The 25,619-nt window shown below is 40.8% G+C and carries 18 protein-coding genes; 13 read left to right on the top strand and 5 right to left on the bottom strand.

All coding sequences use genetic code 11. The features are described 5' to 3' along the window. Positions 1-183 precede the first annotated feature (183 nt). A complete protein-coding gene (locus BGP15_RS07585) occupies positions 184-522 on the bottom strand; it encodes a hypothetical protein (protein WP_053003623.1) in 339 nt (112 codons plus the stop codon). A gap of 167 nt (positions 523-689) precedes the next feature. On the opposite strand from BGP15_RS07585, the gene BGP15_RS07580 reads away from it, so the two are divergent. The 3 genes from BGP15_RS07580 to BGP15_RS07570 all read left to right on the top strand — a co-directional run bounded on the left by BGP15_RS07580 (position 690) and on the right by BGP15_RS07570 (position 4,059). Next, complete coding sequence (locus BGP15_RS07580) at positions 690-2,231, top strand: helicase HerA-like domain-containing protein (protein ID WP_286769139.1); 1,542 nt, start codon at positions 690-692, stop codon at positions 2,229-2,231. Between the two features lie 133 nt (positions 2,232-2,364). Beyond that, positions 2,365-3,276 (top strand): sugar phosphate nucleotidyltransferase, encoded by a 912-nt coding sequence (locus tag BGP15_RS07575; protein WP_046673742.1) that lies wholly within the window; start codon positions 2,365-2,367, stop codon positions 3,274-3,276. A gap of 99 nt (positions 3,277-3,375) precedes the next feature. Further along, positions 3,376-4,059: a TIGR02117 family protein gene (locus tag BGP15_RS07570; protein WP_286769138.1), complete on the top strand. Its 684-nt coding sequence runs from the start codon at positions 3,376-3,378 to the stop codon at positions 4,057-4,059. A 110-nt stretch (positions 4,060-4,169) separates the two neighbouring features. On the opposite strand, the gene dnaK is transcribed toward BGP15_RS07570, so the two are convergent. From dnaK to BGP15_RS07555, 3 genes are all read right to left on the bottom strand, one after another. Further along, on the bottom strand, positions 4,170-6,074 hold the full coding sequence (dnaK, locus tag BGP15_RS07565; RefSeq protein WP_286769137.1) for a molecular chaperone DnaK: 1,905 nt from the start codon (positions 6,072-6,074) through the stop codon (positions 4,170-4,172). Positions 6,075-6,206: 132 nt separating this feature from the next. Beyond that, positions 6,207-7,091, bottom strand: a complete 885-nt coding sequence (locus BGP15_RS07560; RefSeq protein ID WP_286769136.1) for a GLPGLI family protein — start codon at positions 7,089-7,091, stop codon at positions 6,207-6,209. Then, positions 7,084-9,771: a TonB-dependent receptor gene (locus BGP15_RS07555; RefSeq protein ID WP_286769135.1), complete on the bottom strand. Its 2,688-nt coding sequence runs from the start codon at positions 9,769-9,771 to the stop codon at positions 7,084-7,086. Before BGP15_RS07555 ends, BGP15_RS07560 begins: the two co-directional genes overlap by 8 nt. Before the next feature lie 226 nt (positions 9,772-9,997). Between BGP15_RS07555 and BGP15_RS07550 the strand changes: the two genes are divergently transcribed. The 4 genes from BGP15_RS07550 (at position 9,998) to BGP15_RS07535 (ending at position 13,516) form a co-directional block, all read left to right on the top strand. Then, positions 9,998-10,552: a thioredoxin family protein gene (locus tag BGP15_RS07550; RefSeq protein ID WP_046673658.1), complete on the top strand. Its 555-nt coding sequence runs from the start codon at positions 9,998-10,000 to the stop codon at positions 10,550-10,552. Between the two features lie 499 nt (positions 10,553-11,051). After that, positions 11,052-11,414, top strand: a complete 363-nt coding sequence (locus BGP15_RS07545) for an MmcQ/YjbR family DNA-binding protein (protein WP_046673659.1) — start codon at positions 11,052-11,054, stop codon at positions 11,412-11,414. Positions 11,415-11,558: 144 nt separating this feature from the next. Then, entirely contained in the window at positions 11,559-12,755 is a 1,197-nt protein-coding gene (locus BGP15_RS07540) for a PCMD domain-containing protein (protein WP_286769134.1), read from the top strand. Then, complete coding sequence (locus tag BGP15_RS07535) at positions 12,755-13,516, top strand: porin family protein (protein ID WP_286769133.1); 762 nt, start codon at positions 12,755-12,757, stop codon at positions 13,514-13,516. The genes BGP15_RS07540 and BGP15_RS07535 overlap by 1 nt, the downstream gene beginning before the upstream one ends. Positions 13,517-13,605: 89 nt before the next feature. Here BGP15_RS07535 and BGP15_RS07530 read toward each other — a convergent pair whose 3' ends face one another. Next, a complete protein-coding gene (locus BGP15_RS07530; protein ID WP_070570303.1) occupies positions 13,606-14,568 on the bottom strand; it encodes an isopenicillin N synthase family dioxygenase in 963 nt (320 codons plus the stop codon). A 275-nt stretch (positions 14,569-14,843) separates the two neighbouring features. Between BGP15_RS07530 and BGP15_RS07525 the strand changes: the two genes are divergently transcribed. The 6 genes from BGP15_RS07525 (at position 14,844) to BGP15_RS07500 (ending at position 25,605) form a co-directional block, all read left to right on the top strand. Beyond that, positions 14,844-15,284, top strand: coding sequence for a MarR family winged helix-turn-helix transcriptional regulator (locus tag BGP15_RS07525; RefSeq protein WP_046673745.1), 441 nt, complete (start codon positions 14,844-14,846; stop codon positions 15,282-15,284). A gap of 40 nt (positions 15,285-15,324) precedes the next feature. Beyond that, complete coding sequence (locus tag BGP15_RS07520) at positions 15,325-17,754, top strand: 3-hydroxyacyl-CoA dehydrogenase/enoyl-CoA hydratase family protein (RefSeq protein WP_286752720.1); 2,430 nt, start codon at positions 15,325-15,327, stop codon at positions 17,752-17,754. A gap of 30 nt (positions 17,755-17,784) precedes the next feature. Continuing rightward, on the top strand, positions 17,785-18,960 hold the full coding sequence (locus tag BGP15_RS07515; protein ID WP_070570298.1) for an acetyl-CoA C-acyltransferase: 1,176 nt from the start codon (positions 17,785-17,787) through the stop codon (positions 18,958-18,960). Positions 18,961-19,094: 134 nt separating this feature from the next. Further along, positions 19,095-20,876 carry an acyl-CoA dehydrogenase FadE gene (locus BGP15_RS07510; RefSeq protein ID WP_286769132.1) on the top strand — a complete coding sequence of 594 codons (1,782 nt, stop codon included), beginning with the start codon at positions 19,095-19,097 and terminating at the stop codon, positions 20,874-20,876. Positions 20,877-20,997: 121 nt separating this feature from the next. After that, positions 20,998-22,254, top strand: a complete 1,257-nt coding sequence (locus BGP15_RS07505; RefSeq protein ID WP_286752718.1) for a YeiH family protein — start codon at positions 20,998-21,000, stop codon at positions 22,252-22,254. 753 nt (positions 22,255-23,007) lie between these two features. Then, the gene (locus BGP15_RS07500) at positions 23,008-25,605 is read left to right on the top strand and encodes a TonB-dependent receptor (protein WP_286769131.1); all 2,598 of its coding nucleotides are present in this window, start codon (positions 23,008-23,010) and stop codon (positions 25,603-25,605) included. The last annotated feature ends 14 nt before the right edge of the window (positions 25,606-25,619 follow it).

The following is a 25,619-nucleotide window of genomic DNA, read 5'->3' as shown; positions in this document are numbered from 1 at the left end:
TTTAACTGGCGTTGTATCATGTATACCGTTTGGCGTTCAACAGCATAACAAAGCGTTAGTGCCGAGCCAAATCAACGATAACATCAACAGAGCCAAAGCCGATTACTTCAGAAAAATCAAAGATTACCGCACATACTTTACCTTTAGCATGCGGGTTGACGGGATACATCCCTAGGGATGCCTTTATGAATAGTTAGGAGGCGGTGTTGGAACCGTAGGATGGAAAGCTAAAATGCTTTTCTCATTTTTAAGATAATTCTTCTGTTTTCCTTGGTTCTCAACGAGAATGGTTTCAAATACAATAGGTTCTTCTGTTTTTGTATTGAAAAATTTTGAGGCAGTTTCAAGTGTATCATTACTTGCGCCGTTATTGTTTTCGATTTCCAGTTGTAAAACGACCTGTAAGATGGTACTTTGATCTAAGCTGTTTGAAAAAATAGGCGAAATAGAGATGGCCATCTTTGTGAAAAAGATGATAGCACAAAGGAATGCTGCCACAAATCTAAACTGCTTATTTAACATTTTTTATTACCTTTAATCTTACTGTTTACATCGTAAAAATAGTAATTCTATGTTAAATTCAAATTAATAGTGCACTAAAAATAAAATTTGGCACGAAATTGTGACGAAGAGATTATTTTTTGAAAAGTTTTCAATTTTTATTGATTTATAAATATTAAGCCTTTTGTATGGCAAATAAAGAACAATTTATAGAGAAGGTTCAAGCTTCCTATAATCCCAAAGGAGCGTTTATCTATCTGGGAGCGGGAATGCTTAATGGCGAAATTCTGGCAGAGGCAAAAGTGAATTTAGCCTTGAAAATGATGAACCGTCACGGACTTATTGCAGGGGCTACCGGAACCGGTAAAACACGTACGCTACAATTGATCGCTGAACAATTGTCGGATGCCTCTGTACCAGTATTTATGCTGGATGTTAAAGGTGACCTATCGGGCCTAGCAGTGCCAGGGGTGACCAACCAAGCCCTTATTGATCGGGGAAATGCTGTGGGGGTGCCGTTTGAGCCATCGTCGTTTCCGGTAGAACTGTATTCACTGTCCGGCAATAAGGGGATTCCGATGCGGATTACTGTAGAAGATTTTGGGCCCGTCTTGTTGGGCCGGATACTCGAACTTAATGAAACACAGACCGGCGTATTGGCTGCGATGTTCAAATATGCACAGGATCACCAAATGCCGTTGATTGATTTCTCAGATACGAAGAAACTGCTTACTTACCTTTCTGAAGGACCCGGCAGCGAAGAAATCAAAGGTGATTATGGTAAGATTAGTTCGGCAAGCTCGGGAACCATCCTGCGTAAGATCGTCGCATTGGAACAGCAGGGGCTAGCGCATATCTTTGGTGAGAAAGAATTTGATATTAACGATCTATTTCAGAAGGTAGATGGTAGGGGTGTGATTAGCCTATTGAATATTTCCGATGTGCAAGATCAGCCGGTGCTTTATTCTACATTCTTATTGAGCTTATTGGCCCAGCTATTTAAAAATATGCCTGAGGTGGGTGACTTGGACAAACCCAAGTTGGTCTTCTTCTTTGATGAAGCCCACCTGCTGTTCAATGGGGCTCCTAAAGCCTTTTTGACTCAAGTGGATCAAATCATTCGCCTTATCCGTTCGAAGGGGATCGGCGTTTTCTTTTGTACACAGTCTCCAACCGATGTACCTGAATCTGTATTGGCCCAGCTGGGTAACCGTGTGCAACATGCATTGCGTGCCTTTACACCCAACGATGCTGAAAATTTAAAGAAGACTGTAAAAACCTATCCAAAATCCGATTTTTATGAAATTGATCAGGTCCTGACTTCTTTGGGTACTGGACAGGCATTAATCACAGTATTGAATGATAAAGGTATTCCTACAGAGGTTGTCGCTACACATTTGGTGCCGGCGCGTGCAGTTATGGGACCTGCAGATGATGCAACGGTTAGCCAAATTATCAATCAGTCTGATTTGCGGGCAAAATATCAGGAGCGACAAGAAAATCGCTCTGCGGCTGAAATCATAGACGAAAGAATGCAGGCTGCAGCACAGGAAGAACAACGCGCGGCCCAGGAAAAAGAAGCGGAAAAAACAAGTCGGCCAAGCTCCAGAAGACAGACACCTCTAGAAGCTGCCCAACGAACGGCAACAACGACCTTAGCAAGAGAGGGAGTTAAGTTTTTGGGCAAACTAGCGACGGGTTTATTAAACGCATTCTTAAAAAAGAAATAATACTAATTTTTGGATTCTTTTCGTTTCAATACTATACCTTTGAAGGCGGAGCCGAACTTAGCTAAATTTGCTTTTGAGGGCAATTTTAGCTAAGTTTGCGGACGAAAAGAAAATTCTATTAACGCAATTAAATATGAGTAAACCAACCCTTTTGATTTTGGCAGCAGGAATGGCTAGCCGGTATGGTTCTTTAAAACAAGTAGATGGTTTTGGCCCACACGGCGAGACAATTATTGACTATTCAATTTACGATGCTATTCGCGCAGGATTTGGAAAAGTTGTATTCATTATCCGGGAAGAATTTCTGGAAAAGATGAAAACAGTATTTGATGAAAAATTGAAAGGTAAAATAGAAGTAGATTACGCTTTTCAAGATTTTGACCTAACAAAATTCGGTGTTAATCACGTTATCGAAAGAACAAAACCTTGGGGTACTGCCCATGCGGTGATGAGTGCTAAAGATAAAGTGCATGAACCATTTTGTGTAATCAATGCAGACGATTTCTACGGATCGGATTCTTTTCAGAAAATGGCCGAGTTCTTAACAACCGAGGTTTCTGATCAACAAATGTCGTTGATGGGCTTCCAGGTTGGAAATACCATGTCCGATTATGGCTACGTTTCACGCGGAGTATGTGAGGTTACCCCTTCTGGACATATGGAAAGTGTAACTGAACGTACAAATATATACTACAAAGGCGAAGGCGACGATCGCAAAATCGTTTATGAGGAAAATGGGGTGGAGACAGATCTAGATCCTAAAACCCGTGTTTCGATGAACTTCTGGGGTTTTACACCAAAGATTTTCGAAGTAGCTCAGGCGATGTTCCCTGCATTTGTTGAGGAAAATAAGGAAAATTTAAAAGCAGAATTTTTCATTCCTTCTGTACCAGATTATATGGTGAAGCATAAATTGGCTGATTTTAAGGTAATCCCAACTTCTTCGAAATGGTTTGGCGTAACTTATAAAGAAGATAAACCTATCGTACAAGAATCAATTTCAAAATTGGTGGCTGATGGAGTATATCCAGAAAAGTTATTTTAAGAGCTAAAAGAAATAGCTTATCTTTCACCTGTATTGTCAAGCAATACAGGTTTTTTTTTGACCTGTGCGCTAGATTAATTGAGCGGAAATAAATCTTTGATGAAAAAAATTCTTAAAGTGTTTGGTTATCTTATTTTAGGATTGTTGTCTTTTTGTGTGCTCTATATTGTTGCTGAATACAGTTTGTCAAGAATTTCGGCTCCAAGGAAAAATACAGACGAAGAGAAGACGATTCAGGTTTTTGTTCAGTCCAATGGTGTTCATACCGATATCGTATTGCCTGTCGTTAACGAAGAGATGGATTGGTCGCAACTATTTCCTTATGGGAATACGGTGGGGAAACATAGCGGATATCGGTATGTCGGTATCGGTTGGGGGGATAAAGGATTCTATTTGGATACACCAGAATGGAAGGATCTTAAAGCATCGACAGCCTTTGTGGCTGCCTTTGGATTAGGGGAGTCTGCCATTCATGTGACCTACTACAATTCGGTTCAGCAAGATGAATTATGTTTTGCTTATCAGATCAGTAAATCCCAATACCGTGATCTGATAAAATATATAGAAGATTCGTTGGATCGAAATCAAGCGGAAGCTATTTTGGTGAAAACAGATGCGCAGTATGGCGACTCAGACGCCTTTTACGAAGCAAAAGGAGCCTATAGCATGTTTTATTCGTGCAATACCTGGACCAATAATGCCTTAAAGAGAGCGGCGATGCCAGCAGGTATTTGGGCTACTTTGGACAAAGGAATCTTAAGTCACTATAAGGATAAGAAGTAGCTGGAAATGCATAAGTGTATTGCGGTGAAGGTTAAACGAGATAGTGAAAGTAATAGACATAAAAAAAGCTCCGGGAATAATCCTGGAGCTTTTTTTATGAGGAGGAGTGATTATTTCACTTCTTCGTAATCTACGTCAGTTACATCATCACCACCTTGGTTTCCACCTTGAGCTTGACCTGCATCACCTTGAGGTTGTTGTGCACCACCTTGCGAAGCAGCGTACATTTCTTCAGAAGCAGCATTCCAAGCATTTTGCAATTCTTCAGAAGCAGCATCGATATCAGCAAAGTTTTTCGCTTCGTAAGCAGCTTTTAATTTTGTTAAGCCAGCTTCAATTGGCGCTTTTTTATCTGCTGAAATTTTATCGCCATATTCTTTCAATTGTTTTTCAGTTGAGAAGATTAAAGCGTCAGCTGCATTTACTTTGTCAGCTTCTTCTTTTATTTTTTTGTCAGCATCAGCATTTGCTTCAGCTTCTTCTTTCATGCGTTTGATTTCGTCGTCAGACAAACCTGAAGATGCTTCAATGCGGATATTTTGTTCTTTTCCAGTAGCTTTATCTTTTGCAGATACTTTGATGATACCATTGGCATCAATATCAAAAGTAACTTCGATTTGAGGAACGCCACGAGGAGCTGGTGGAATATCGTTCAAATGGAAACGGCCGATAGTGCGGTTTTGATTTGCCATAGGACGCTCGCCTTGTAAGATGTGAATTTCTACAGATGGCTGATTGTCTGAAGCAGTAGAGAACGTTTCCGATTTTTTAGTTGGAATTGTTGTATTTGCTTCGATCAATTTAGTCATCACACCACCCATTGTTTCAATACCCAATGAAAGTGGAGTAACATCCAATAATAAAACGTCTTTTACTTCACCTGTCAATACACCACCTTGGATAGCAGCACCTAGAGCTACAACTTCATCCGGGTTTACACCTTTAGAAGGCTCTTTTCCGAAGAATGCTTTTACAGCATCAACGATTGCAGGGATACGCGTAGAACCACCTACTAAGATAATTTCGTCAATATCAGATTTGCTGAAACCAGCATTTTTCAATGCAGACTCACAAGGAGCAATTGTTCTCTTGATCAAGTCAGCTGCCAAAGCCTCAAATTTAGCACGTGATAATGAACGGACTAAGTGTTTTGGACCAGTTGCATCTGCAGTGATATACGGCAAGTTGATTTCTGTAGAAGTTGCGCTTGATAATTCGATTTTCGCTTTCTCAGCAGCTTCTTTTAAGCGTTGCAATGCCATTGGATCTTTTTTCAAGTCAAAGCCATTGTTTTCACTTTTGAATTCTTCATTCAACCAGTTGATGATTACGTTATCAAAGTCATCACCACCTAAGTGTGTGTCACCGTCAGTAGATTTAACTTCAAATACACCGTCACCTAATTCCAATACCGAAACGTCATGTGTACCACCACCACAGTCAAACACAACAATTTTCATGTCTTTGTGTGCTTTGTCCAAACCGTAAGCTAAAGCTGCTGCTGTAGGTTCGTTAATGATACGTTTTACAGATAAACCAGCGATTTCACCAGCTTCTTTTGTTGCTTGACGTTGTGCGTCGTTGAAATATGCAGGAACTGTAATGACAGCTTCAGTTATTTCTTGACCTAAGAAATCCTCAGCGGTTTTCTTCATTTTTTGAAGAATCATAGCAGAGATCTCTTGTGGTGTATATTTGCGGTCGTCAATTTCTACACGCGGTGTATTGTTGTCACCTTTAACGATTTTATAAGGTACGTGTTCAGCTTCTTTTACAGCTTCATCGTATGAAAGTCCCATAAAACGTTTGATGGAATAAATAGTTTTATGTGGGTTAGTAATTGCTTGACGCTTTGCTGGGTCCCCAACTTTGCGCTCGCCACCTTCTACGAAAGCTACGATCGAAGGAGTTGTACGTTTACCTTCGTTGTTCGTAATTACTACAGGCTCGTTACCTTCCATTACGGCAACACATGAGTTTGTAGTACCTAAGTCAATTCCTATAATTTTAGACATATCTTGTGTTTTAATTTTTTACTTAAATAAATTCTATCAGTCTATTATCAACCCTTATGCCAATCCAAAAGTTTTGTAAAAAAAACACTATTTGTCATCAATTTGTCCTTAGGTACTGCCAAACTGACATTTTCAATACACCAGTTGCTCTAATATCCTTTTTTTAGCTGACTCGTTTTGGCGATTGCGTGGCATATATCTGCCAAAGATTTCCGAAAATTCAGCAAGTTTCATTTTTTTTGATTTTTTATCCCGCCAATCAGAAGGAACAAGTTTATTGGTATAGGCGATATTTGTAGCCCAATATTGAATATGCATTTCAGGGATGACAAGGCCCAATATCATGCCCGGGAGACCATGGCTTAATGCTGGTCCTGCCGATACTGGAATCTCTTCCGAATAGTAAGCGATCAGATAGAGTGAGTCTTTGGTAGCACCATTGACTCTGCGGCAGTTTACTCCGGCGATATTTCGGAATTCCTCCGTGAAACGCCAAGTAATGCTGTCCAAAGTTTCCGAAAGAATGTATTTTTCGTCGATGTCAAGCTGAATGTCTGCTGTGCCGGTTTTCAGATCCTGGTAGAGGACTTTGCCGTTCTTGTTGGCGCCACCCCTAAATTGCCCTCTTTGGTTTCCTCCGATTCGGACCGCACCCTGAGATCTGCCCCCTCTGCCTGTGCCCGAAGTTATCGTAGGTGCGGCCATTTTGACTTCACCACGTTGTTTTTCGTTAACTACGCTTTCCTCAGGCATCAACACGGTAGAATTCTCATCAAAGTAGAAGTTTAATTTTTCCGTATGTGAATCCGGCATCTTGTCGAGATATTCCATCATGCCCATCCCTCTGTCCATTCCTTTCGAGCTCATGTCGTTGGATAGCTGCCGCATGCGTGCTTTTGTGTACGTGACTTTGTCAAAACTGATCGTACCCCTACTTCCAAAATAGGCATATTGTGCCTGAAGCGATAAACCACACAGGCAGCAGATGATAACGGTCAAATATATTTTTTTAATCATTTCCTTTCCCTAGATATTTGTTGAAATCCCATTTTACACCGACCAAAAAATATTGTGTCAATACCTGTTGAACGGACTCTGAATAGTTGGTGTCACTCGCATTACGACGTGTGTTGTTAAATGTATTGAACAGGTCAAAGGCCTTTAAGCTGAGTGTCATACTCTCATCTTTCAGTACTTTTTTCTCTAATTCAATATTGGTATAAAATTGATTGATTGATTTTTTATAAAGTTTCGTAGGTCCTGTATAGCTATAGTAAATGTTTGCCATGACATTAAACTTCTTCGGTAAAAAGTATTTGATGTACGCCGAAGTCCCGCCTTGAAAACTTGTTGCGTTGTATTGGGTGTTGATCGAGTTTTGCTGTACATTAAAACCAGCATTCGCCGAAAGATCAAAGTCGAATCCTTCTGAGTCCTGCTCATTTAAGCTTGAACCTAAACTAAAGTTGGTATTCTTTGCATTATTCAGTAGAAACTCGCCGCCGGACTGTCCGCCTTCAAATTTGGTATAGCTGTAGCTGTTGTTAAACCTGACGTTTGCACTCTTGTTAAAATTGATGCGACGATTGGCCAATGGCTGCATATGATTGATGTTCAAGCCGCCATTCCAGTTGGATTTACCCGATAGGTTTTCATAAGAACTGATTTGAGCCGAGTTGTCTAGTATGGTTGTTTTGTTGACAATAGGATTATTAACAAATGACAAGTTCCCGTTGATATTGATATTCGTTCCTTTCAATAAACTGAACGCGTTATAATTGGCCGAAATGTTATTGTTCACCGCGCGTTTTAGGTCGGGATTACCGACTTGTTGAAACAACGGATTGGTCTGAGGTTGCAGTGGTTGTAACTGATCAAACGATGGAATGATATTCGAACTTTGATAAGCTAAACGTATATTTTTGCTATTTGAAAGGCGATAATTGGCATCAACATTTAAATTGTTATCCCAGAAATTCCGGGCAAGATCAATTGATCTATAACTATCATTTAACTGTTGATTCTTGTAGAACGTACGGTTGGAAAAATTGATCTCCAACTTTTCTTTGCGATAGGAAAAGTGTACATTCACACCTTGATTGGTATTATTGTCGATCTGGTTTTGAGAATATAGTGAATCAAACTTTTGTGTAATATTGTTTATTGAATTTTGGGTATTTGTACTCTTCGAATGATTGAAGCTGTAGCCTAAAGCCAGATTGATATAGTCACTGATACGGTTGTTGAAATTGATCGAAGAGTTGAAGTCATTGCCTTTATTCCGGCCATGTCGCGTTTGGTTGATAATTGTACTATCCCCGGTTTTGTAAAAATAAGTCCGTGAATTGACTTTACTCTCTGAATCGGACTCTTTGTGATTATTGCCGACCATCACATTTAAAGAACGCCCCGCTTTTAATCGTTTTCTATAATTTAGGCGAAAATTATTGTTGGAACTTGAGGAGTTCGATTGATTGTTCTCCCTAAAGTCACTGATTGGGTTGCCCGATCCATCGCCCGTTTTGCTGTCTGTATAAGTTAGATTAGCGTTGGTAGCCCAATTGGCATTGGATTGGAGTTCCATATTTTGCGTGGAATCCAGTCGCATGTTAAGGTTTGATCTGAAACCATTACTTCGGCTATGTCTCTCGCTATCGTTTTTACTGTTTTTTTCCTGAATGGATTGATCAGGCAGCACATTTTTATTGTAAGTCTCCGAGTGGTTTTTGTTGCTGTTGTTGTCATACCCATAGTTGGCGTTTACTTTCGAGGCCTTTTTGAAGAACTGATTTTCATAGTTTGCTCCAAGATTTGTATTCAGTGGTTCGCCCGTAATCTGGTTGTTCATCCGTAAAGAACCTTCACGGCCACTTGAACTACCCATGTTATTGTGACTGCCCGTAATCCCAATTCGCTCGGTCTTATTAAATTTGGCCGCGAACAGATTTCCAGCATACAATCCTTTGGATCCCGCCAACGCCTCCATGTTTCCAAAGACACCCTTTCTTGCTTTCTCCTTAAGTACTACGTTAACGGTTTGGATCCTTACGCCATCATCGATACCTGATAACTCGGCTTCCTCGGATTTCTTTTCATAGAGCTGGACCTTATCGACAGCATCTGCACGTACATTTCGAATGGCTATTTTGGGGTCATAACCAAAAAACTCCTCCCCATCGATAAACACCTTCTGTACAGATTTCCCTTGGGCAGTGATACTTCCGTCTCCCGTAACCGTAAAACCGGGGAGACGACGTAGTAAATCCTCTAACTTCGCATTCTTTTCCGTGGCAAAACTCGCCGCATCATATTCGATGGTGTCGCCTTTCAGTGTAATTGGAAGACGACGTGTAACAATCACCTCCTGCAAAACATTTCTTTGGGAATTTATTTTGATATCATGCAAGTCGAGATCTTTATCTGCAATTTGGATCGTATCACTGTAGAGTTCAAACTTGGGGTATGTGGCTAAAATAATATAGCTTCCGGGCTTGATATTTTTTACCTGAAACTTTCCCTCTTCATTGGCTCTGTTAAAATAACGAAGGACTGAGTCGCGGTTCAATAAAATAATTGAGGCATTGGTCAGAGGTTTGTCATCCGCCTTGTCCAGAATCCTCCCCTTGATGTTTATTTGGGCGTAGGCACTATTGAAGATGACAAATAGTAAAAGTATTAATTGAACTAATCTTTTCATGTACGGGTTGTATCTTTCAAATATAATTTACTTAATCGTTAATAAATGTAAAACATCTCTTCTGAATGTAAAATCTTTGGTATATAAGGTAGAGGAAATCACATTTTTCTTGCTGTACATGTACTTTTTGAGCATCCTATTTTTTATTGCATTCAATACAGATTGTTGGCGGAAGGTTGTTTGAGAAAGTTGGAAGTAAAATTTACCTTTGCACAAAATTGGTATTATGACGTTTGAAAATTACTTACAACAATTCGAAGATATCTTAAATCATCCTGAGAATCACCCGACCTATCAAGATGATGAATATTATCAGTACACGAAAATGAACTGGACAAGAATGGGCCGTTGGTTAAAACGCTTCGAACCAACATCTACTTTTGAACAATTTGTTGAGTCAATTACTGAAAAGCAACAATGGATCATTATTACTGAACCTTGGTGCGGGGATGCGGCGCATTCGGTGCCTATGTTGGCGAAGATGGCCTCAAAAAATCCCAATATTACGGTGGATATCCAACTGCGTGATAGTGCTCCGTTTCTGATCGATTCTTATCTAACAAACGGAGGTAAATCTATTCCAATTCTGGTGATACGTAACGAACAGGGGCAGGATTTGGCTGTCTGGGGCCCAAGACCTCAAGCCTGCCAGGAGCTGTTTTTGCATATGAAAGCGCAAGGGGCAGATTTCTCCGAAATCAAAGAGGAGATTCAAAAGTGGTACAATGCCGATAAAGGAACCGAAATCCAAAAGGAAATCCAGGCACTGCTCGAAAAATAAGAAAATTACATCCTTATAATAGACTGGCAATTTTTAAGTTTAACCGGATCATCATCTCAGGAATAGACCTGGTCTTTCCTGAGCATGGTTTGAAAAACTGCTGTTAAACCCGGAGCTATTTAAACCTATTTCCGGGTAAGATAAGTATACGATATTCGGAGATTAGTCGGAGCTTGTTCGGTGTTTCCTCGGTACTTGTTCGGTACTTCTTCGGTTGCAAGCGAAGAAGTACCGCTGAAGCTACGTTTTATGTCCGTCGCTAATCCCTGTAAAGGCTGAAGTTATCTGACTCTTGCTATTGTCTAGTTCCAGTTTATTTTGGACCTATTTTCGGCGTAACGTAATTTCTTTAGGGCAAATAACCCTAATGTCACCTTTGCGAAAGATCAAAAAATTTAAGTAAAACGATCCAGTGTTTTTGTTAGCTTTATATGAATTATGGACCATTTTTATGGTGGCTTTTTCAGTTTGCTTGAGCGACAACTAAAACTAAAAAAATATGAATATTGAGGATCTAAGAGATTATTGTTTATCGATTGGGCCGGTGATGGAGGAGACTCCCTTTGGGCCAGATACATTGGTATTTAAGGTAGGCGGTAAGATTTTTTTGTTGGTAGGCCTGGATCAGGTTGATGGATTACGATTTAATGTTAAGTGTAACCCCGAAAGGGCCATTGAATTGCGGGAACGCTATGAGCATACCGTACTGCCGGGCTATCACATGAATAAAAAGCACTGGAATACCGTGGTTGCCAACCAAGAGATTGATGATAGAAAGCTAGAGGAATTGATTTTACACAGCTATCAGCTTATTGTTGAAAGTCTGCCCAGTAAAATCAGATCGGAAGTCAAAGGGCTATAACCGGACTTTGTGTGTAAAGAATTAGTTGTCTATTCAGAAAAAGGTGTTTAAATGACTTTTTTTGAGGCTAGGATTGGTAGCTTTGCTAAAATCAATGCATTGCTCAAAGCATTGGTCGATAAATTTACACTAAATATTATTTTTATGAAACGAACACGAAGTTACTCGTGGATAATCTGTTTTATGCTTCTTTTCAGTTTGGGAAGTTGTATAAAGGAAGAAGCGCTCAATATGGAAGCGGATATTATCGCTGTTCATGCCGATGAAGATATCTTTTTGCTGAACCCGGTCATCTCAAATACGCAAGTTACACTTTACCTTCAGCCCAATATTCATGATCTTACCAAATTGAATATGACTTTTGACCTGACTCCTGGTGCCTCCATTGAGCTTTTGAAGGATTCTTTGAAAATGCCTGCCGGAACTCAGGATGTGAATAAAGTAATTGTTGATGAATTGCTAAAAAACGGCGTATATTATAAAGTTACGTCCGAAGATCATCAGTTTACAAAAAACTACCTGATTAAAATTGTGAAAACAGATGGTGGATTTGTTCCAACAGCATATGGTTTTGAAGATACGGCGATTGATAAGGATGATAAATACACCATATTTTACAATAAAATTGATGGCCAGGATTTCTATAATTGGGCTTCCGGAAATCCAAGTTTCTCCTTGACATTGAGCTTAGGAGGAGGTACCAAGGACCCCGAATCATATCCCACTAAAACGAGTTCGGATGCACATTCAGGAACGAAAGCGGCTTTATTGGAAACGAAGTTGACCGGTGCTTTTGGGGCGATGTTCAAGAAACCTATTGCTGCCGGAAATCTTTTTATAGGAGCGTTTGATACAGGACCTGTATTAACAGACCCGTTATCGGCAACGCAGTTTGGCCTTCCTTTCAATCAGATACCGCTGGCCTTGGAAGGTTACTATAAGTATAGTCCTGGCGCAACGGTGACGGATGAAAACATGAAACCTGTTAACACCAAGGATTCCTGTGATATCTATGCGGTTTTCTATAATCGCAAGCAGCTTATGGACTCGCAATCTGATCCCAACAAGAAAGTTTCCTATTTGACGGGACATAATATTTTAAAAGATCCAAGTATTGTGGCTATTGCCAGGTTGGAAAATGGGGGCGCAACCAAGGCTGGTGATTTTGTCAAGTTTACATTGCCATTTAAGTACACGGCGAAAGTAAACGAAGCTGATGTTGCCAATTTGGATTATAGCATTGCAATTGTAATGTCTTCGAGTAAATATGGTGATAATTTTATAGGTGCTGTCGGTAGCAAGTTGACGGTGGACGATCTCAAAATTGTAACGAAGAAGTAATGAAAATAATAAAATATACAATCGCACTGGCTGCGATGGTTTTGATAGGATCTATTGCCAATGCGCAGGAAAATACAGCGGATGAGGGTAAATTGGGTTTCGATGTGATGGTAGGCGGTAAGATCGGCGGCGCAGCACCGCTTTCATTGCCACGTGAAATTCGAAAGATTAAAAGCTATAATCCGAATGTTCCCTTTTTTGTCGGAGCAAGGGCAAACTATCATATTGATTCCCAATGGGGAGTATCTTTGGGAATCGTCTTCGAAGGAAAGGGAATGGATACAGAGGCGAGTGTTAAAGGATACAAGACGACATTCAATGCGGTGAATGATGCAAAAGAGGAGCTGAGAGGTTATTATACGGGCGATATCACAACAAAAGTACATAACCTGTATCTGTCTGTTCCGATTCAAGCTACCTATCAGCTTTCAAATCGTTGGAATGTACAGGCAGGTCCTTATATTTCTTTTGCGGTGAAAAAGGAATTCTATGGCGAGGCCTACAATGGCTATCTTAGGCATGAAGAGCCTACCGGAAATAAGATTGTTGTAGATAATGCTGATTATGATTTCTCGGAGAGTGTTAGAAGTATTGATGTTGGTATGAGTTTGGGCGCACATTATGCTATCGACAAAAGATTCTTTGCGTTGGCACAGTTGGATTATGGCTTCAATAATATTATGAAAACCGGATTTGAAAGTATTAGCTTCGGGTTACATAATATCTTTATGAATGTTGGTATAGGTTATAAATTGAAATAGCTTTAATATCCATAAAAAAGAAATGGCCGATCCTAGGATCGGCCATTTCTTTTTTTATACTGTTATGCTCATTTAAATGATGCGGAGTTTTACATTTTTAATCCGATTTCTCTTAAGCGTTCATCCAGGTACTGACCGGCGGTATAATCTTCGTAGGCCTTCGGGTGTTCCGCATCGATGCAGGAATCCAATGAAGCCAAACTCATGGCGGATTTTGGATGTAAAAAGAAAGGAATAGAAAAACGGGAAGTACCCATCTTCTCACGTGGTGGGTTTACTACGCGATGCGTAGTAGATTTCAACTTATTGTTTGTTAACCGTTGCAACATATCACCTACATTGATGACGATATCTTCACCCTTGGCTTTGATAGGAAACCATTCCCCGTCTTTTGTCATCACTTCAAGACCATCCGCACTAGCTCCAATCAATAAGGTGATGAGGTTAATATCTTCGTGGGCGCCTGCGCGTACTGCGTCAGGGGCTAAGGCGTCAGGATCGTTTATTGGGAAGTAATGGATAGCACGTAGAATAGAATTACCGTTGATGACATATTGTTCAAAGTAATTTTCTTCCAGATCGAGGTAGGTCGCGATCGCTTTCAATAAGTCGCGGCCTGTATCTTCTAGTTTTTTATAAACCTCAGCGGTTACGCCATTAAAGCGAGGAATTTCAGCTACTTCAGGATTGTCCGGAAAATCAGCTTTGGAATATTCTTCACCAACAATCGTTTGACCGCGTTGCCAGAATTCTTTTAAGTCAGGTGTTTTCGCGTCTTTGGCTTTTTCTCTTCCTTTTGCGGTATAGCCACGTTGACCTGCAAGTTCTGGAAATTCATATTTTTCCTTGATCTCAGTAGGCAAAGCAAAAAATTCAGGAACCACCTGATATAATTCCTCAATCAGCTCTTTTGATAAGCCATGATTTGCAATCGTTACAAAGCCTGTTTCATTGAAAGCTTTGCCAATATCTTGGATAAATTGATTTCGTTGTTCTTGGGTTCCTTGTGTATAATGTAGCAAGTCCAAGCGAGGTATGTTTACTAAAGCCATACAGTGTTGATGTTTGTTCAGGACAAAGTTAACGGAATTAATTTTGATTATTAAACAGGGGCTGTTAATAAAAGTTTTGTGTTTCTGTTTATTTTGCTGTATGTCAGTGTTTAAAAGTTTTCCACATTTCACAATTGACGACAAGTATCGTTAGGTATGTATGCCGAATTATGCTGACGAACATATGACAAAATTTATAATTTCGAACTTGTTATTCTAATTGCTAACTGGTATATTTGTTATGCAAGCATAATAAATAGCTTGTGAGTACGCTTATGAACCAAAATCAGACAATCGATTATTTTTTAAAAACAGGCTGGCAGACAATAGCCAATAAATATAATCAAATTGCTTCGCAGTACGGTTTTACCCAGGCTGCGGGATATATTTTGATTAACATCCATAAAGAGGGTACACCTGTTTCTCAGATTGCAAATTTGACAGGAGTTAAAACAACTAGTTTGTCTCGGGTGTTGAATAATTTGGAGTCATTGGGATTTATATACCGCGAAACGAGTGAGACCGACAAGAGGTCCGTAAAAGTGTATTTAACCGAATTGGGGCGAGAGAAAAGACGGATTGCTAAAGATGTTGTTCGTAATTTCAATCAATATTTAGCGGACAATTTTTCAGAAAATGAACGGGATCAATTGATTGCTTCTTTAGCGAAACTCAATGAGCTCGCAACAAGTTACAAAGAAGAAGTAATCATCTAGGAATTAAACCAAATGTACAGAAGTGCATGATAAATATGTTATGATGAACAGAAATATTAGAAAAGTGGCAGTTCTCGGATCGGGTGTTATGGGCTCGCGAATTGCTTGTCATTTTGCTAACATTGGTGTTGAAGTTTTACTGTTGGATATTGTTCCGCGCGAACTGCTTCCGGCAGAACAAGCCAAAGGCTTAACTTTGGAGAGTAAGATCGTTCGGGACCGAATTGTCAACAGCTCCTTAGAAACGGCTTTAAAAACAAACCCTTCGCCAATTTATAGCAAGTCATTTGTAAGACGTATCAAAACAGGGAATTTTGACGATAATCTAAAAGACATTGCTTCTGTGGATTGGATTATCGAGGTTGTTGTTGAGCGGCTCGATGTTAAAAAATCTGTTTTTGAGCGTGTTGAGCAATTTCGAAAACCTGGGACATTGATTACTTCCAATACTTCTGGTATCCCTATTCATTTAATGACAGAAGGGCGAAGTGAAGATTTTAAAGATCATTTCTGCGGCACACACTTCTTCAATCCGCCGCGCTATCTCCCTTTATTGGAAGTTATTCCAACACCGCATACCAAGCCAGAGGTTGTTGACTTTATACTTCACTTTGGTGACAAAATGCTGGGTAAATCGGTTGTGTTATGTAAAGACACTCCGGCGTTTATTGGTAATCGTATCGGTGTTTATTCGATGTTGGCGGTTACTCATTTAGTGGAACCTCTTGGATTGACCGTTGAGGAGGTCGACAAATATACTGGTCCTGCAATGGGGCATCCCAAATCGGCGACTTTTCGTACAGCCGATGTGGTAGGACTTGATACTTTGGTGAATGTTGCCAATGGACTGGCGCAGAATGCCCCAGAAGATGAAGCCAAAGGCGTTTTCCAGCTTCCTGCATTCATCAGCAAGATGGTCGAGAATAAATGGTTGGGTGAGAAAACCAAGAAAGGGTTTTATGAAAAAGTAAAAGCTGCCGATGGTAATTCGGAGATTTTATCTTTAAATCTAAAAACACTGGAATTTGGTTCACAGCAAAAAGTGAAATCCACTACTTTGGAAGCTACCAAGCCTGTGGAGGATATCCGCAAGCGGATGAAAGTATATGAACAAGGAACCGATAAAGCGGCGGAACTCTTCCGTGCCATGCATTATCCATTGTTTGAATATGTATCCCGCCGTGTTCCCGAAATTACAGATGACTTCTTCCGGATCGATGATGCCATGCGTGCTGGATTTGGTTGGGAGTTAGGACCATTTGAAGTATGGGATGCGCTAGGTGTTCGCGAGACCTTAGCTAAAATTAAGGCCGAAGAAAAACGACTTCCGGGTCAGGACGGGGAGGTTGCTTCCTGGGTACACGAGATGTTGGAAGCCGGATGTGAATCATTCTATAAAATAGAAAATGGTGTACGTCACTATTATGATATTGCGACCAAATCGTATAAAGCTATTCCCGGTACCGAAGATCTGATCGTATTGGATCACATCCGAGAAAGTAAGACAATCTGGAAAAATACGGGTGTTTCTATTATTGATCTGGGCGATGGTATCATTAATTGTGAATTTCATACCAAGATGAATACCATTGGTGGGGATGTTATCCAGGGATTGAATAAAGCCATTGACCTTGCTGAAAAAGAGTATCGCGGTTTAGTGGTGTCCAATGATGGAAAAAACTTTTCTGCTGGAGCCAATATCGGAATGATTTTCATGATGGCTGTAGAACAGGATTTTGATGAATTGAATATGGCCGTTCGTGCATTTCAAAATACATCCATGCGCTTACGCTATTCGTCAATACCTGTAGTCGTTGCGCCATTTCAAATGACGCTTGGTGGGGGCTGTGAATTCTCCATGCATGCCGATTTTGTTCAGGCTCACGCCGAAACCTATATGGGCTTGGTTGAACTGGGGGTTGGTGTTATTCCTGGTGGTGGCGGAACTAAAGAATTTACGCTACGTGCCTCGGAGGAATTTAAAGATGATCAAATTGTCCAAAATACGTTAAAAGATAAATTCCTGACTATTGGTCAGGCAAAAGTTTCGACTTCTGCCTATGAAGCCTATGAGCTCGGCTATTTGCAGAAAGATAAATTTGCAATCACCATGAATCGTGCCCGTCTTCTGGCGGATGCCAAGGCAAAGGCATTAGAATTGGCAGATGAGGGTTATGTTCAGCCTGCTCCACGCAATGATATCAAAGTTTTGGGAAATCAAGGATTAGGAATCGTTTATGTGGGCGCTTCATCAATGCGTGAAGGCAATTACATCTCTGATTATGATCGTAAGATCTCAGAGAAACTAGGCTGGGTAATGTGTGGTGGAAATTTATCGTCACCGACGGAAGTGTCTGAACAGTATTTACTGGATCTTGAACGTAAAACATTCCTTGAGCTTTGTGCTGAACGCAAAACGCTTGAAAGAATTCAATTTATGTTGACCAAGGGTAAGCCTTTACGGAACTAGAACTCACTACTCACGAAAAAATTAAAAATAATGGAAGCATATATAGTAGCAGGATTTCGTACAGCAGTAGGCAAAGCGCCCCGGGGAGTATTTCGCTTTATGCGGGCCGATGATTTAGCCACGGATGTTATTAAACATCTTGTATCCACTGTGCCGAATTTAAATAAAGAAGATATAGATGATGTCATTGTTGGGAATGCCATGCCGGAAGCGGAGCAGGGACTCAATATGGCCCGTTTCATTTCACTGATGGGATTGGACACGGATAAGGTCCCGGGTGTAACCGTTAACCGGTACTGCGCATCAGGCCTAGAAACCATTGCAACCGCGGTAGCAAAGATTAAGACTGGGATGGCAGATGTTATCATTGCCGGTGGTGTAGAGGTGATGTCCGGAATGCCTTTTGGAGGTTGGAAGATTGTGCCTAATCCTGTTGTGGCAAAAGAGCATCCTGACTGGTATTGGGGAATGGGATTGACTGCCGAAGCCGTAGCCAAAGATTACAATGTTTCACGCGAAGATCAGGATGCTTTTGCACTTAAATCAAATCAAAAGGCAGTTGCAGCCATTCAAAACGGTCATTTGAAAGATGGGATTGTGCCTATTACTGTAAAAGAAAATTATCTGAAAGACGGTAAGATTGCAACGCGCGAATATGTTGTTGATACAGATGAAGGTCCTCGGGCTGATACTTCCCTGGAGGCTTTAGGGAAACTAAAACCAGTCTTTGCAGCGAATGGTTCAGTAACGGCGGGGAATTCCTCACAAACTTCTGATGGAGCAGCATTTGTCTTGGTGATGTCTGAAGCAAAAGTGAAAGAACTTGGTGTTAAACCAATTGCAAAGCTTGTTAGTTTTGCTGTGGCAGGTGTTCCACCGCGCATTATGGGCATAGGGCCTATCTACGCTATTCCAAAGGCCTTGGCGAAAGCTGGGCTTAAAAAAGAAGATATTGATCTATTTGAACTGAATGAAGCTTTCGCGTCTCAATCGTTAGCCGTTATTCGCGAACTCGGATTAGACGAAGAGAAAGTGAATGTCAATGGTGGTGCTATAGCATTAGGGCATCCACTTGGTTGTACAGGCGCGAAATTGACAGTCCAGGTCCTAAATGAGTTAAAGCGTAGAGGCAAAAAATACGGCATGGTGACGATGTGTGTTGGAACTGGCCAAGGAGCAGCTGGTATTTTTGAGTTATTGGACTAAATAGGTCTTTAAAAACAGCGATATAATTAAAATATGGATCTCTGATCTCATAGCGAATAGAAGTATTTAACAACATTGTGGACAGCATTCGTCGCATAGTAAGATTTTGCTGCCCATACAAATCTAAAAAGACAATGAGCGAAAATAAAGCAATTAAAGGCGGAGAGTTCGTGATTAGGGAGACGCCCTATACAGCAGTTTTTATTCCGGAAGAATTTGATGAAGAAGCCAAAATGATTCGTCAAACTTGCTTGGATTTCTTGGATACGGAGGTATTGAACAAACTTGATCGTATAGATGCACAAGAGGAGGGGCTTATGCCTAGTTTGATGGATAAGGCCGGTGAACTCGGGATGCTGGGAGTTTCTATTCCCGAAGAATATGGTGGTTTCGGCAAAAATTTTAACACGTCTATGCTTGTTGCAGATGCGGTAGGTGGTGGGTTTTCTTTTGCTGTCGCATTGTCTGCTCATACGGGAATCGGAACACTGCCTATTTTGTATTATGGTAATGATGCCCAAAAGGCGAAATATATTCCAAAGCTTGCTACCGGTGAATGGAAAGCTTCATATTGTTTGACAGAGCCCAATGCCGGATCGGATGCAAATTCTGGACGTACCTCGGCAAAATTAAATGCTGAAGGAACACATTATTTGATCAATGGTCAAAAAATGTGGATTACAAATGGTGGTTTTGCAGATATCTTTATCGTATTTGCAAAAATCGATGATGATAAAAATCTGACGGCATTTATTGTCGAAAAGGATTTTGGTGGTATCACGATGAATCCAGAAGAACATAAATTAGGCATCAAAGGGTCGTCAACACGTCAAATCTTTTTTAATGACTGTGCTGTGCCCATAGAAAATATGCTTTCTGATCGTGAAAACGGATTTAAGATTGCTGTAAATATCCTGAATATTGGACGTATAAAACTAGGCGCTGCCACAATTGGTTCGGCACGTATGGTGATTAATCATGCGGTGCAGTATGCTAATGAACGTGTGCAGTTTAATCTGCCGATTTCTAAATTTGGTGCCATTCGTTATAAGCTCGCTGAAATGGCAACACGTTTGTTTGCTGTGGAATCTGCGTCATATCGCGCGGGTCAAAATATCGATGATGCCTATGATGCACTGATTGCTGGTGGTATGGATGAAGCGAAAGCAAAATTGAAGTCTGTGGAGCAGTTCGCAATTGAGTGTGCTATCATCAAGGTATGGTGTTCGGAGATGTTGGATTATGTGGTTGATGAGGGCGTGCAAATCTATGGTGGAATGGGCTATTCTGCAGATGCGCCGATGGAACGCGCTTATCGGGACTCACGGATCAACAGGATTTTTGAAGGTACCAATGAAGTGAATCGATTACTTGTGGTTGACATGTTGTTAAAACGGGCCATGAAAGGTGAATTGGATCTGATGGGACCAGCGCAAGCTGTAGCCGGAGAGCTTCTAGCTATTCCAGATTTTGGTGAAGAGGACGACGCACCTTTTGCTGCAGAAAAGAAAATTGTGGCAAACCTTAAAAAAGCAGGCCTATTGATTGCCGGAGCAGCTGTGCAAAAATTGATGATGTCTCTTTCCAAAGAGGAGGAAATCCTCATGAACATTGCAGATATTATCGGGTATGTTTATATCACTGAGTCAGTCTTGTTGCGTGCGGAAAAATTGCTACATACAGGATCAGCTAAAGCAGACTATGCGAAAGATATGGCTAAAATTTACCTGTATGGTGCTATTGATAAAGTTAGCGCTGCTGGCAAAGAAGCATTATATTCTTTTGGCGAAGGCGACGAACTGAATATGATGTTAGTTGGTTTGCGCAGATTCACAAAAGCACAGCCATTTAATGTGAAAGATGCACGTCAGCGAATCGCAAAAAAATTGATCGATGAGAATAAATATTGTTTTTGATTGATAATAGATTATTGGTTTTGGTTGATGGCCGGAGAGAAATCTTCGGCCATTTTTGTGTTACAATACTAGAAAGTAACGGTAATTATGTTAAATTTAACCTTTAAACCCTAACCATTCTATGACATCTTCAAAATCATTTGCATTTACAGAAGACTGGGTAGTCGTCATTTTGGGGATTGCTACCATATTTCTTGCTCTCTCAGGAATTGTTGCGCCGGTACCTAGTTTTTCGTGGAGTAATTCTGCCGAACTCGTCTCAACGATATTCGAACCGACCAATTTACTGAAGCTTTTTGAGCAGTTTATTTTTGTATTCGTTACGGCGATATTAGGCGCGTTTCTTTTGGGAAAATCTGTAAAATATTTATTAGTTGTATTTCCGACTGTATTTATCCTTACGGTATTTGCCCTGATTTTGGCAGGTAACGCAACGGTGAAAGAATATAATCTCGAAGCTGTGATTTTTAGTTTGATTATCGGTTTAATTATCAGCAATTGCTTTAAACTGCCCAATTGGTTTAAAGAGGCACTCAGTACGGAACTGTATGTCAAGATAGGCTTAATTTTGCTCGGAACGACAGTGATTTTCGGAGATATTCTCAAAGCGGGATCTTTGGGGCTTATTCAAGCACTGGCCGTTGTGCTGTCTGTTTGGTACTTCGCGTTTTGGATCTGTAAAAAGCTAAAGATTGACAAGGAAATGTCCCTGATGCTGTCGAGTGCGGTTTCTATTTGTGGCGTCTCCGCCGCAATAGCAACATCTGGAGCCATCAAAGGCGATAGCAAAAAACTTTCCTATGTGATTTCGTTGGTCCTGATTACAGCAATTCCAATGATGATTTTCATGCCCTATATGGCGGAGTGGATGGGCTTGTCGCAAGAAGTTACCGGAGCTTGGCTTGGAGGAAGTATTGATACAACCGGAGCTGTAGTAGCTTCTGGCTCCTTGGTCGGTGAAGAAGCGTTGAAGATCAGTACCATTGTGAAATTTTCCCAAAATGTATTGTTGGGGCTGGCTGCTTTTGCCATTAGCATTTATTGGACCTACGCTAAATCTGTTGATGATGAAACCAAGCGCGATAAACCGACATTGAAAATTATATGGGAGCGTTTCCCGAAGTTTGTGCTGGGATTTGTGTTTGCATCGTTGCTATTTTCATTCGTTATCTCCCCTGAGAAGATCGACGCCGTCAAAGGAAGTTTGAAAAACCTGCAGGGTCTCTGGTTTACCTTAGCATTTACATCAATAGGTTTGGAAACGAACTTTAAGGATCTTTTTGTCCAAGACAACAAGAAACCGCTATATGCCTTTCTGATTGCCCAGACTTTTAATGTTATTATTACTTTATTGATTGCGCTGGTGTTATTCCGCTAAGAAGGTAAGTGTTATGATCTGAGGGCGGATCGTTAAATATGATTGTAAAAATGGCTGTCCAACAAGGACGGCCTTTTTTGTTCCGTGCTCCTCATACACTCTCGGATTCACCGCTTTTTACAGCTCACTTCATAAGTCCAAAGCCAGCCGCATGCAGTAGATCATCTTGAAGACGACTGTAGCTTTCATGATTTTTCACACCGGATGAAATGCGATTAGCCTTTTTATTCTCTTTAAGTGCCTTAAAATTAATGGTTAATGGTGTTTTAAAAAAAAAATATTATTAAATCTATCAAATTAGTAGTCTTTTAAAAAATATTTATATATTTGTATCGTTATCTGATTTTCAGGTAAATAGAAAGGTGGGCAAAAAGGACTGACTTGACTATGAATCGAACTAACCATGAAATTGATTTTGTAGAAAGACATGTATTTAAAGTTATTTGAAATTGCCACACTATAAGTGCATATATGGATTTGCTTTATGCAGCATGAAATAAAAGAAAATAACAAGATAAAAAGAATGAAACAAAATTACTCTTCAAAAACAAGTTTATTGGTTGCTTCGGTAGAAGGATCTGTTGTTGGCCTAGAAAGTTGCCAAAAACGAATGTGTTGTTAAAATTTCTCTCTTACACTCTCTTATATTAGAAAAGGGAAGCCGAGGCTTCCCTTTCACAAAGTTTTAACAATGAAGCAAGTATCGATTGGCGTTGGCACTTGTTTAGATTCACCATTAAACTGAATAAATTTATGAAAAAAAATGCTATTTTTCGAATTAGCGTCGTTTTTAGCTTGCTTTTAACGGGTTCTTACCACAGCTATGCGCAAGTAGAAAATCCTAAACCTATTATAAATGCCTCATTAACAGGTACCGTAATTGACGCCGTAACAAAAGAACCATTACAGGGGGTAACGGTTCAGCTGGAAGCTGTTACGCACCAAGTAAAAACAGACAGTAAAGGAGTTTTTCAGTTTGTAACTGGACAAAAATTACCATTTTCATTGATCGTATCCATCGTCGGTTATCAAACTCGTCACATCGTGGTAGATCATTCTCCTGCCGTGATTGAACTTACACCACGATTGGAAGCTTTGGATCAAGTGGTCGTCACCGCACGTCGCCGTAAAGAGCAATTGCAGGACGTGCCTATTCCCGTATCAATTATTCGTGGAGCAGCATTAGAAGATGCAGGTGCTTTTAATGTTAACCGGTTGAAAGAACTGGTGCCAACTGTTCAGTTGTATGCATCGAACGCACGTAATACAACACTTAACATACGCGGACTTGGTTCCACCTATGGCCTCACCAATGATGGGATTGATCCTGGTGTTGGGTTTTATCTTGATGGCGTATATATTGCTCGTCCTGCCGCAACTTGGCTAGACTTCATTGATATTGATCAGATTGAAGTACTACGGGGACCACAGGGTACCCTCTTTGGAAAAAATACAACCGCGGGAGCTTTCAATATCACCTCACGTCTGCCTCAATTTACACCCGAGGCCAATGTGGAAGTCAGCTATGGAAACCAGGGGTTTATTCAGGCGAAGGCTTCAATCTCAGGACCATTGGCCAAAAACTTGGCTGCGAGAGCTTCTTTCTCTGGTACACAGCGGGATGGAAACTTGTTTAATGTACATACCAATAGGAAGATCAATGATATCAACAACCTGGGCTTTAGAGGGCAATTGCTGTTTACCCCAACCGAAAATATCAAACTCGTACTTTCTGGGGACGTGTCATCACAAAAACCGGACGGTTATGGCTGGGCGGCTGCCGGAGTTGTAAAAACACAGCGTGCAGACTATAGACAGTTTGATGCAATTATTAAAGATCTTGGCTACGAGTTGCCCTATAAAAGTGCTTTCGAACGTAAGATAGATCTGGATACGCAATCCAAAGCCGATAATAAATTGGGTGGGGTCGCATTGAATGCCGATATCAAGATTGGAGAAGGGACACTGACCTCTACTTCTGCTTGGCGAACATGGACGTGGGTTCCGCTCAATGACCGTGATTACTTAGGACTTCCGGTATACACCGTTTCAGCAGGTAATTCCGTCCATAACCAGTGGTCACAGGAGTTCAGATACTCTGGGAAAATCAGTGAAAAGGTCAGCGGGGTTGTTGGGTTATTTGGCCTTTGGCAGGATCTGGGCACAGACCCTGTACATACCGAAGAAACAGGATCTGCCTTTTGGCGTTTTCAAAAAAGCTCTACCAGTGCTTTGTGGCAAACTCCGGGCTTATTCGATAATTTTGGAATCAAGACTGTTTATGGCATCAAGAGTACGAGTTTAGCTGCTTATACGCAGATCGATTGGGCTGTTACGCCAAAATTACACATCTTACCTGGTTTGCGTTACAACTATGATAAAAAGGTTGCAAACTACGATAGACAGACCTATGGCGGCTTGCAGACATCAGACCCCGCATTGCTTGCCTTAAAGAATGGTGTGTATACAAACCAGACTTTTGATGTCAATGCTGATGCCGATAATTTTTCAGGCCAGCTCTCGGCAAGATATCGCTTCAATCCGAAGATAAATGCTTATGCAACTTATTCCATTAGCTATAAGCCAGTCGGTATCAATGTCGGTGGATTGCCGACAGCAAATGGAGCAGTGCTGCTGGATCTCGCCGAAGTAAAACCGGAGGCTGTCCGTCATAAGGAAATTGGTGTGAAGACGAATCCGACACGCAATACACTCCTCAATCTGACCGTCTACCAAACGGATATCAAAGACTATCAGACGCAAGTGCAGACACCCGAGCCTGGGGTAAACCGTGGTTATCTGGCCAATGCGGAAAAGGTACGTGTAAAGGGTGTTGAATTGGATGGAAATATCAACATCGGACACTTTCTCCGATTGAATGGAGCATTGGCCTATACTGATGCCAAATATGTTAAATTTACCAACGCACCTGTTCCCTTAGAAGAGGTTGGCGGAGCGCAAGCTTTTAAAGACGTCTCTGGTGGTGTCCTTCCTGGTGTTTCCAAATGGTCCTGGTCTTTGGGCGGCGAAGCGAATAAAAGTGGGAAGCTGATCGGAATTAATGGATCTTACTTTTTGGGCGCAGACCTATTTCACCGGTCTAAATTCTCATCCAGTTCCTCACCATCACAGTACCTAAACATTGATGCCTATTCGGTATTGAACGCTCGGCTAGGATTCAGGGGATCGAATGGTATTTCGGTGTTTGTTTGGAGTAGAAATCTAACCAATAAAGATTACTACGAACAATTGCTGGCAGCACCTGGAAGCTATGGACAGTACGCTGGGGTAGTTGCCGATCCGCGGACTTACGGTGTTACACTGCGATACAATTGGAAACAAGGAAATTAAATCCGTAATTCATA

The sequence above is a fragment of the Sphingobacterium sp. 40-24 genome (genome assembly GCF_001899705.1).
GTDB lineage: Bacteria > Bacteroidota > Bacteroidia > Sphingobacteriales > Sphingobacteriaceae > Sphingobacterium > Sphingobacterium multivorum.
Note: the sequence above shows the minus strand (reverse complement) of the source record. Positions and strands in the feature narration are given on the sequence as shown.

Bases quoted from the DNA above. Each gene is read 5' to 3' on its own strand.
- BGP15_RS07585 (WP_053003623.1), bottom strand. From the start codon at position 522: ATGTTAAATAAGCAGTTTAGATTTGTGGCAGCATTCCTTTGTGCTATC.
- BGP15_RS07580 (WP_286769139.1), top strand. From the start codon at position 690: ATGGCAAATAAAGAACAATTTATAGAGAAGGTTCAAGCTTCCTATAAT.
- BGP15_RS07575 (WP_046673742.1), top strand. From the start codon at position 2,365: ATGAGTAAACCAACCCTTTTGATTTTGGCAGCAGGAATGGCTAGCCGG.
- BGP15_RS07570 (WP_286769138.1), top strand. From the start codon at position 3,376: ATGAAAAAAATTCTTAAAGTGTTTGGTTATCTTATTTTAGGATTGTTG.
- dnaK (WP_286769137.1), bottom strand. From the start codon at position 6,074: ATGTCTAAAATTATAGGAATTGACTTAGGTACTACAAACTCATGTGTT.
- BGP15_RS07560 (WP_286769136.1), bottom strand. From the start codon at position 7,091: ATGATTAAAAAAATATATTTGACCGTTATCATCTGCTGCCTGTGTGGT.
- BGP15_RS07555 (WP_286769135.1), bottom strand. From the start codon at position 9,771: ATGAAAAGATTAGTTCAATTAATACTTTTACTATTTGTCATCTTCAAT.
- BGP15_RS07550 (WP_046673658.1), top strand. From the start codon at position 9,998: ATGACGTTTGAAAATTACTTACAACAATTCGAAGATATCTTAAATCAT.
- BGP15_RS07545 (WP_046673659.1), top strand. From the start codon at position 11,052: ATGAATATTGAGGATCTAAGAGATTATTGTTTATCGATTGGGCCGGTG.
- BGP15_RS07540 (WP_286769134.1), top strand. From the start codon at position 11,559: ATGAAACGAACACGAAGTTACTCGTGGATAATCTGTTTTATGCTTCTT.
- BGP15_RS07535 (WP_286769133.1), top strand. From the start codon at position 12,755: ATGAAAATAATAAAATATACAATCGCACTGGCTGCGATGGTTTTGATA.
- BGP15_RS07530 (WP_070570303.1), bottom strand. From the start codon at position 14,568: ATGGCTTTAGTAAACATACCTCGCTTGGACTTGCTACATTATACACAA.
- BGP15_RS07525 (WP_046673745.1), top strand. From the start codon at position 14,844: ATGAACCAAAATCAGACAATCGATTATTTTTTAAAAACAGGCTGGCAG.
- BGP15_RS07520 (WP_286752720.1), top strand. From the start codon at position 15,325: ATGATGAACAGAAATATTAGAAAAGTGGCAGTTCTCGGATCGGGTGTT.
- BGP15_RS07515 (WP_070570298.1), top strand. From the start codon at position 17,785: ATGGAAGCATATATAGTAGCAGGATTTCGTACAGCAGTAGGCAAAGCG.
- BGP15_RS07510 (WP_286769132.1), top strand. From the start codon at position 19,095: ATGAGCGAAAATAAAGCAATTAAAGGCGGAGAGTTCGTGATTAGGGAG.
- BGP15_RS07505 (WP_286752718.1), top strand. From the start codon at position 20,998: ATGACATCTTCAAAATCATTTGCATTTACAGAAGACTGGGTAGTCGTC.
- BGP15_RS07500 (WP_286769131.1), top strand. From the start codon at position 23,008: ATGAAAAAAAATGCTATTTTTCGAATTAGCGTCGTTTTTAGCTTGCTT.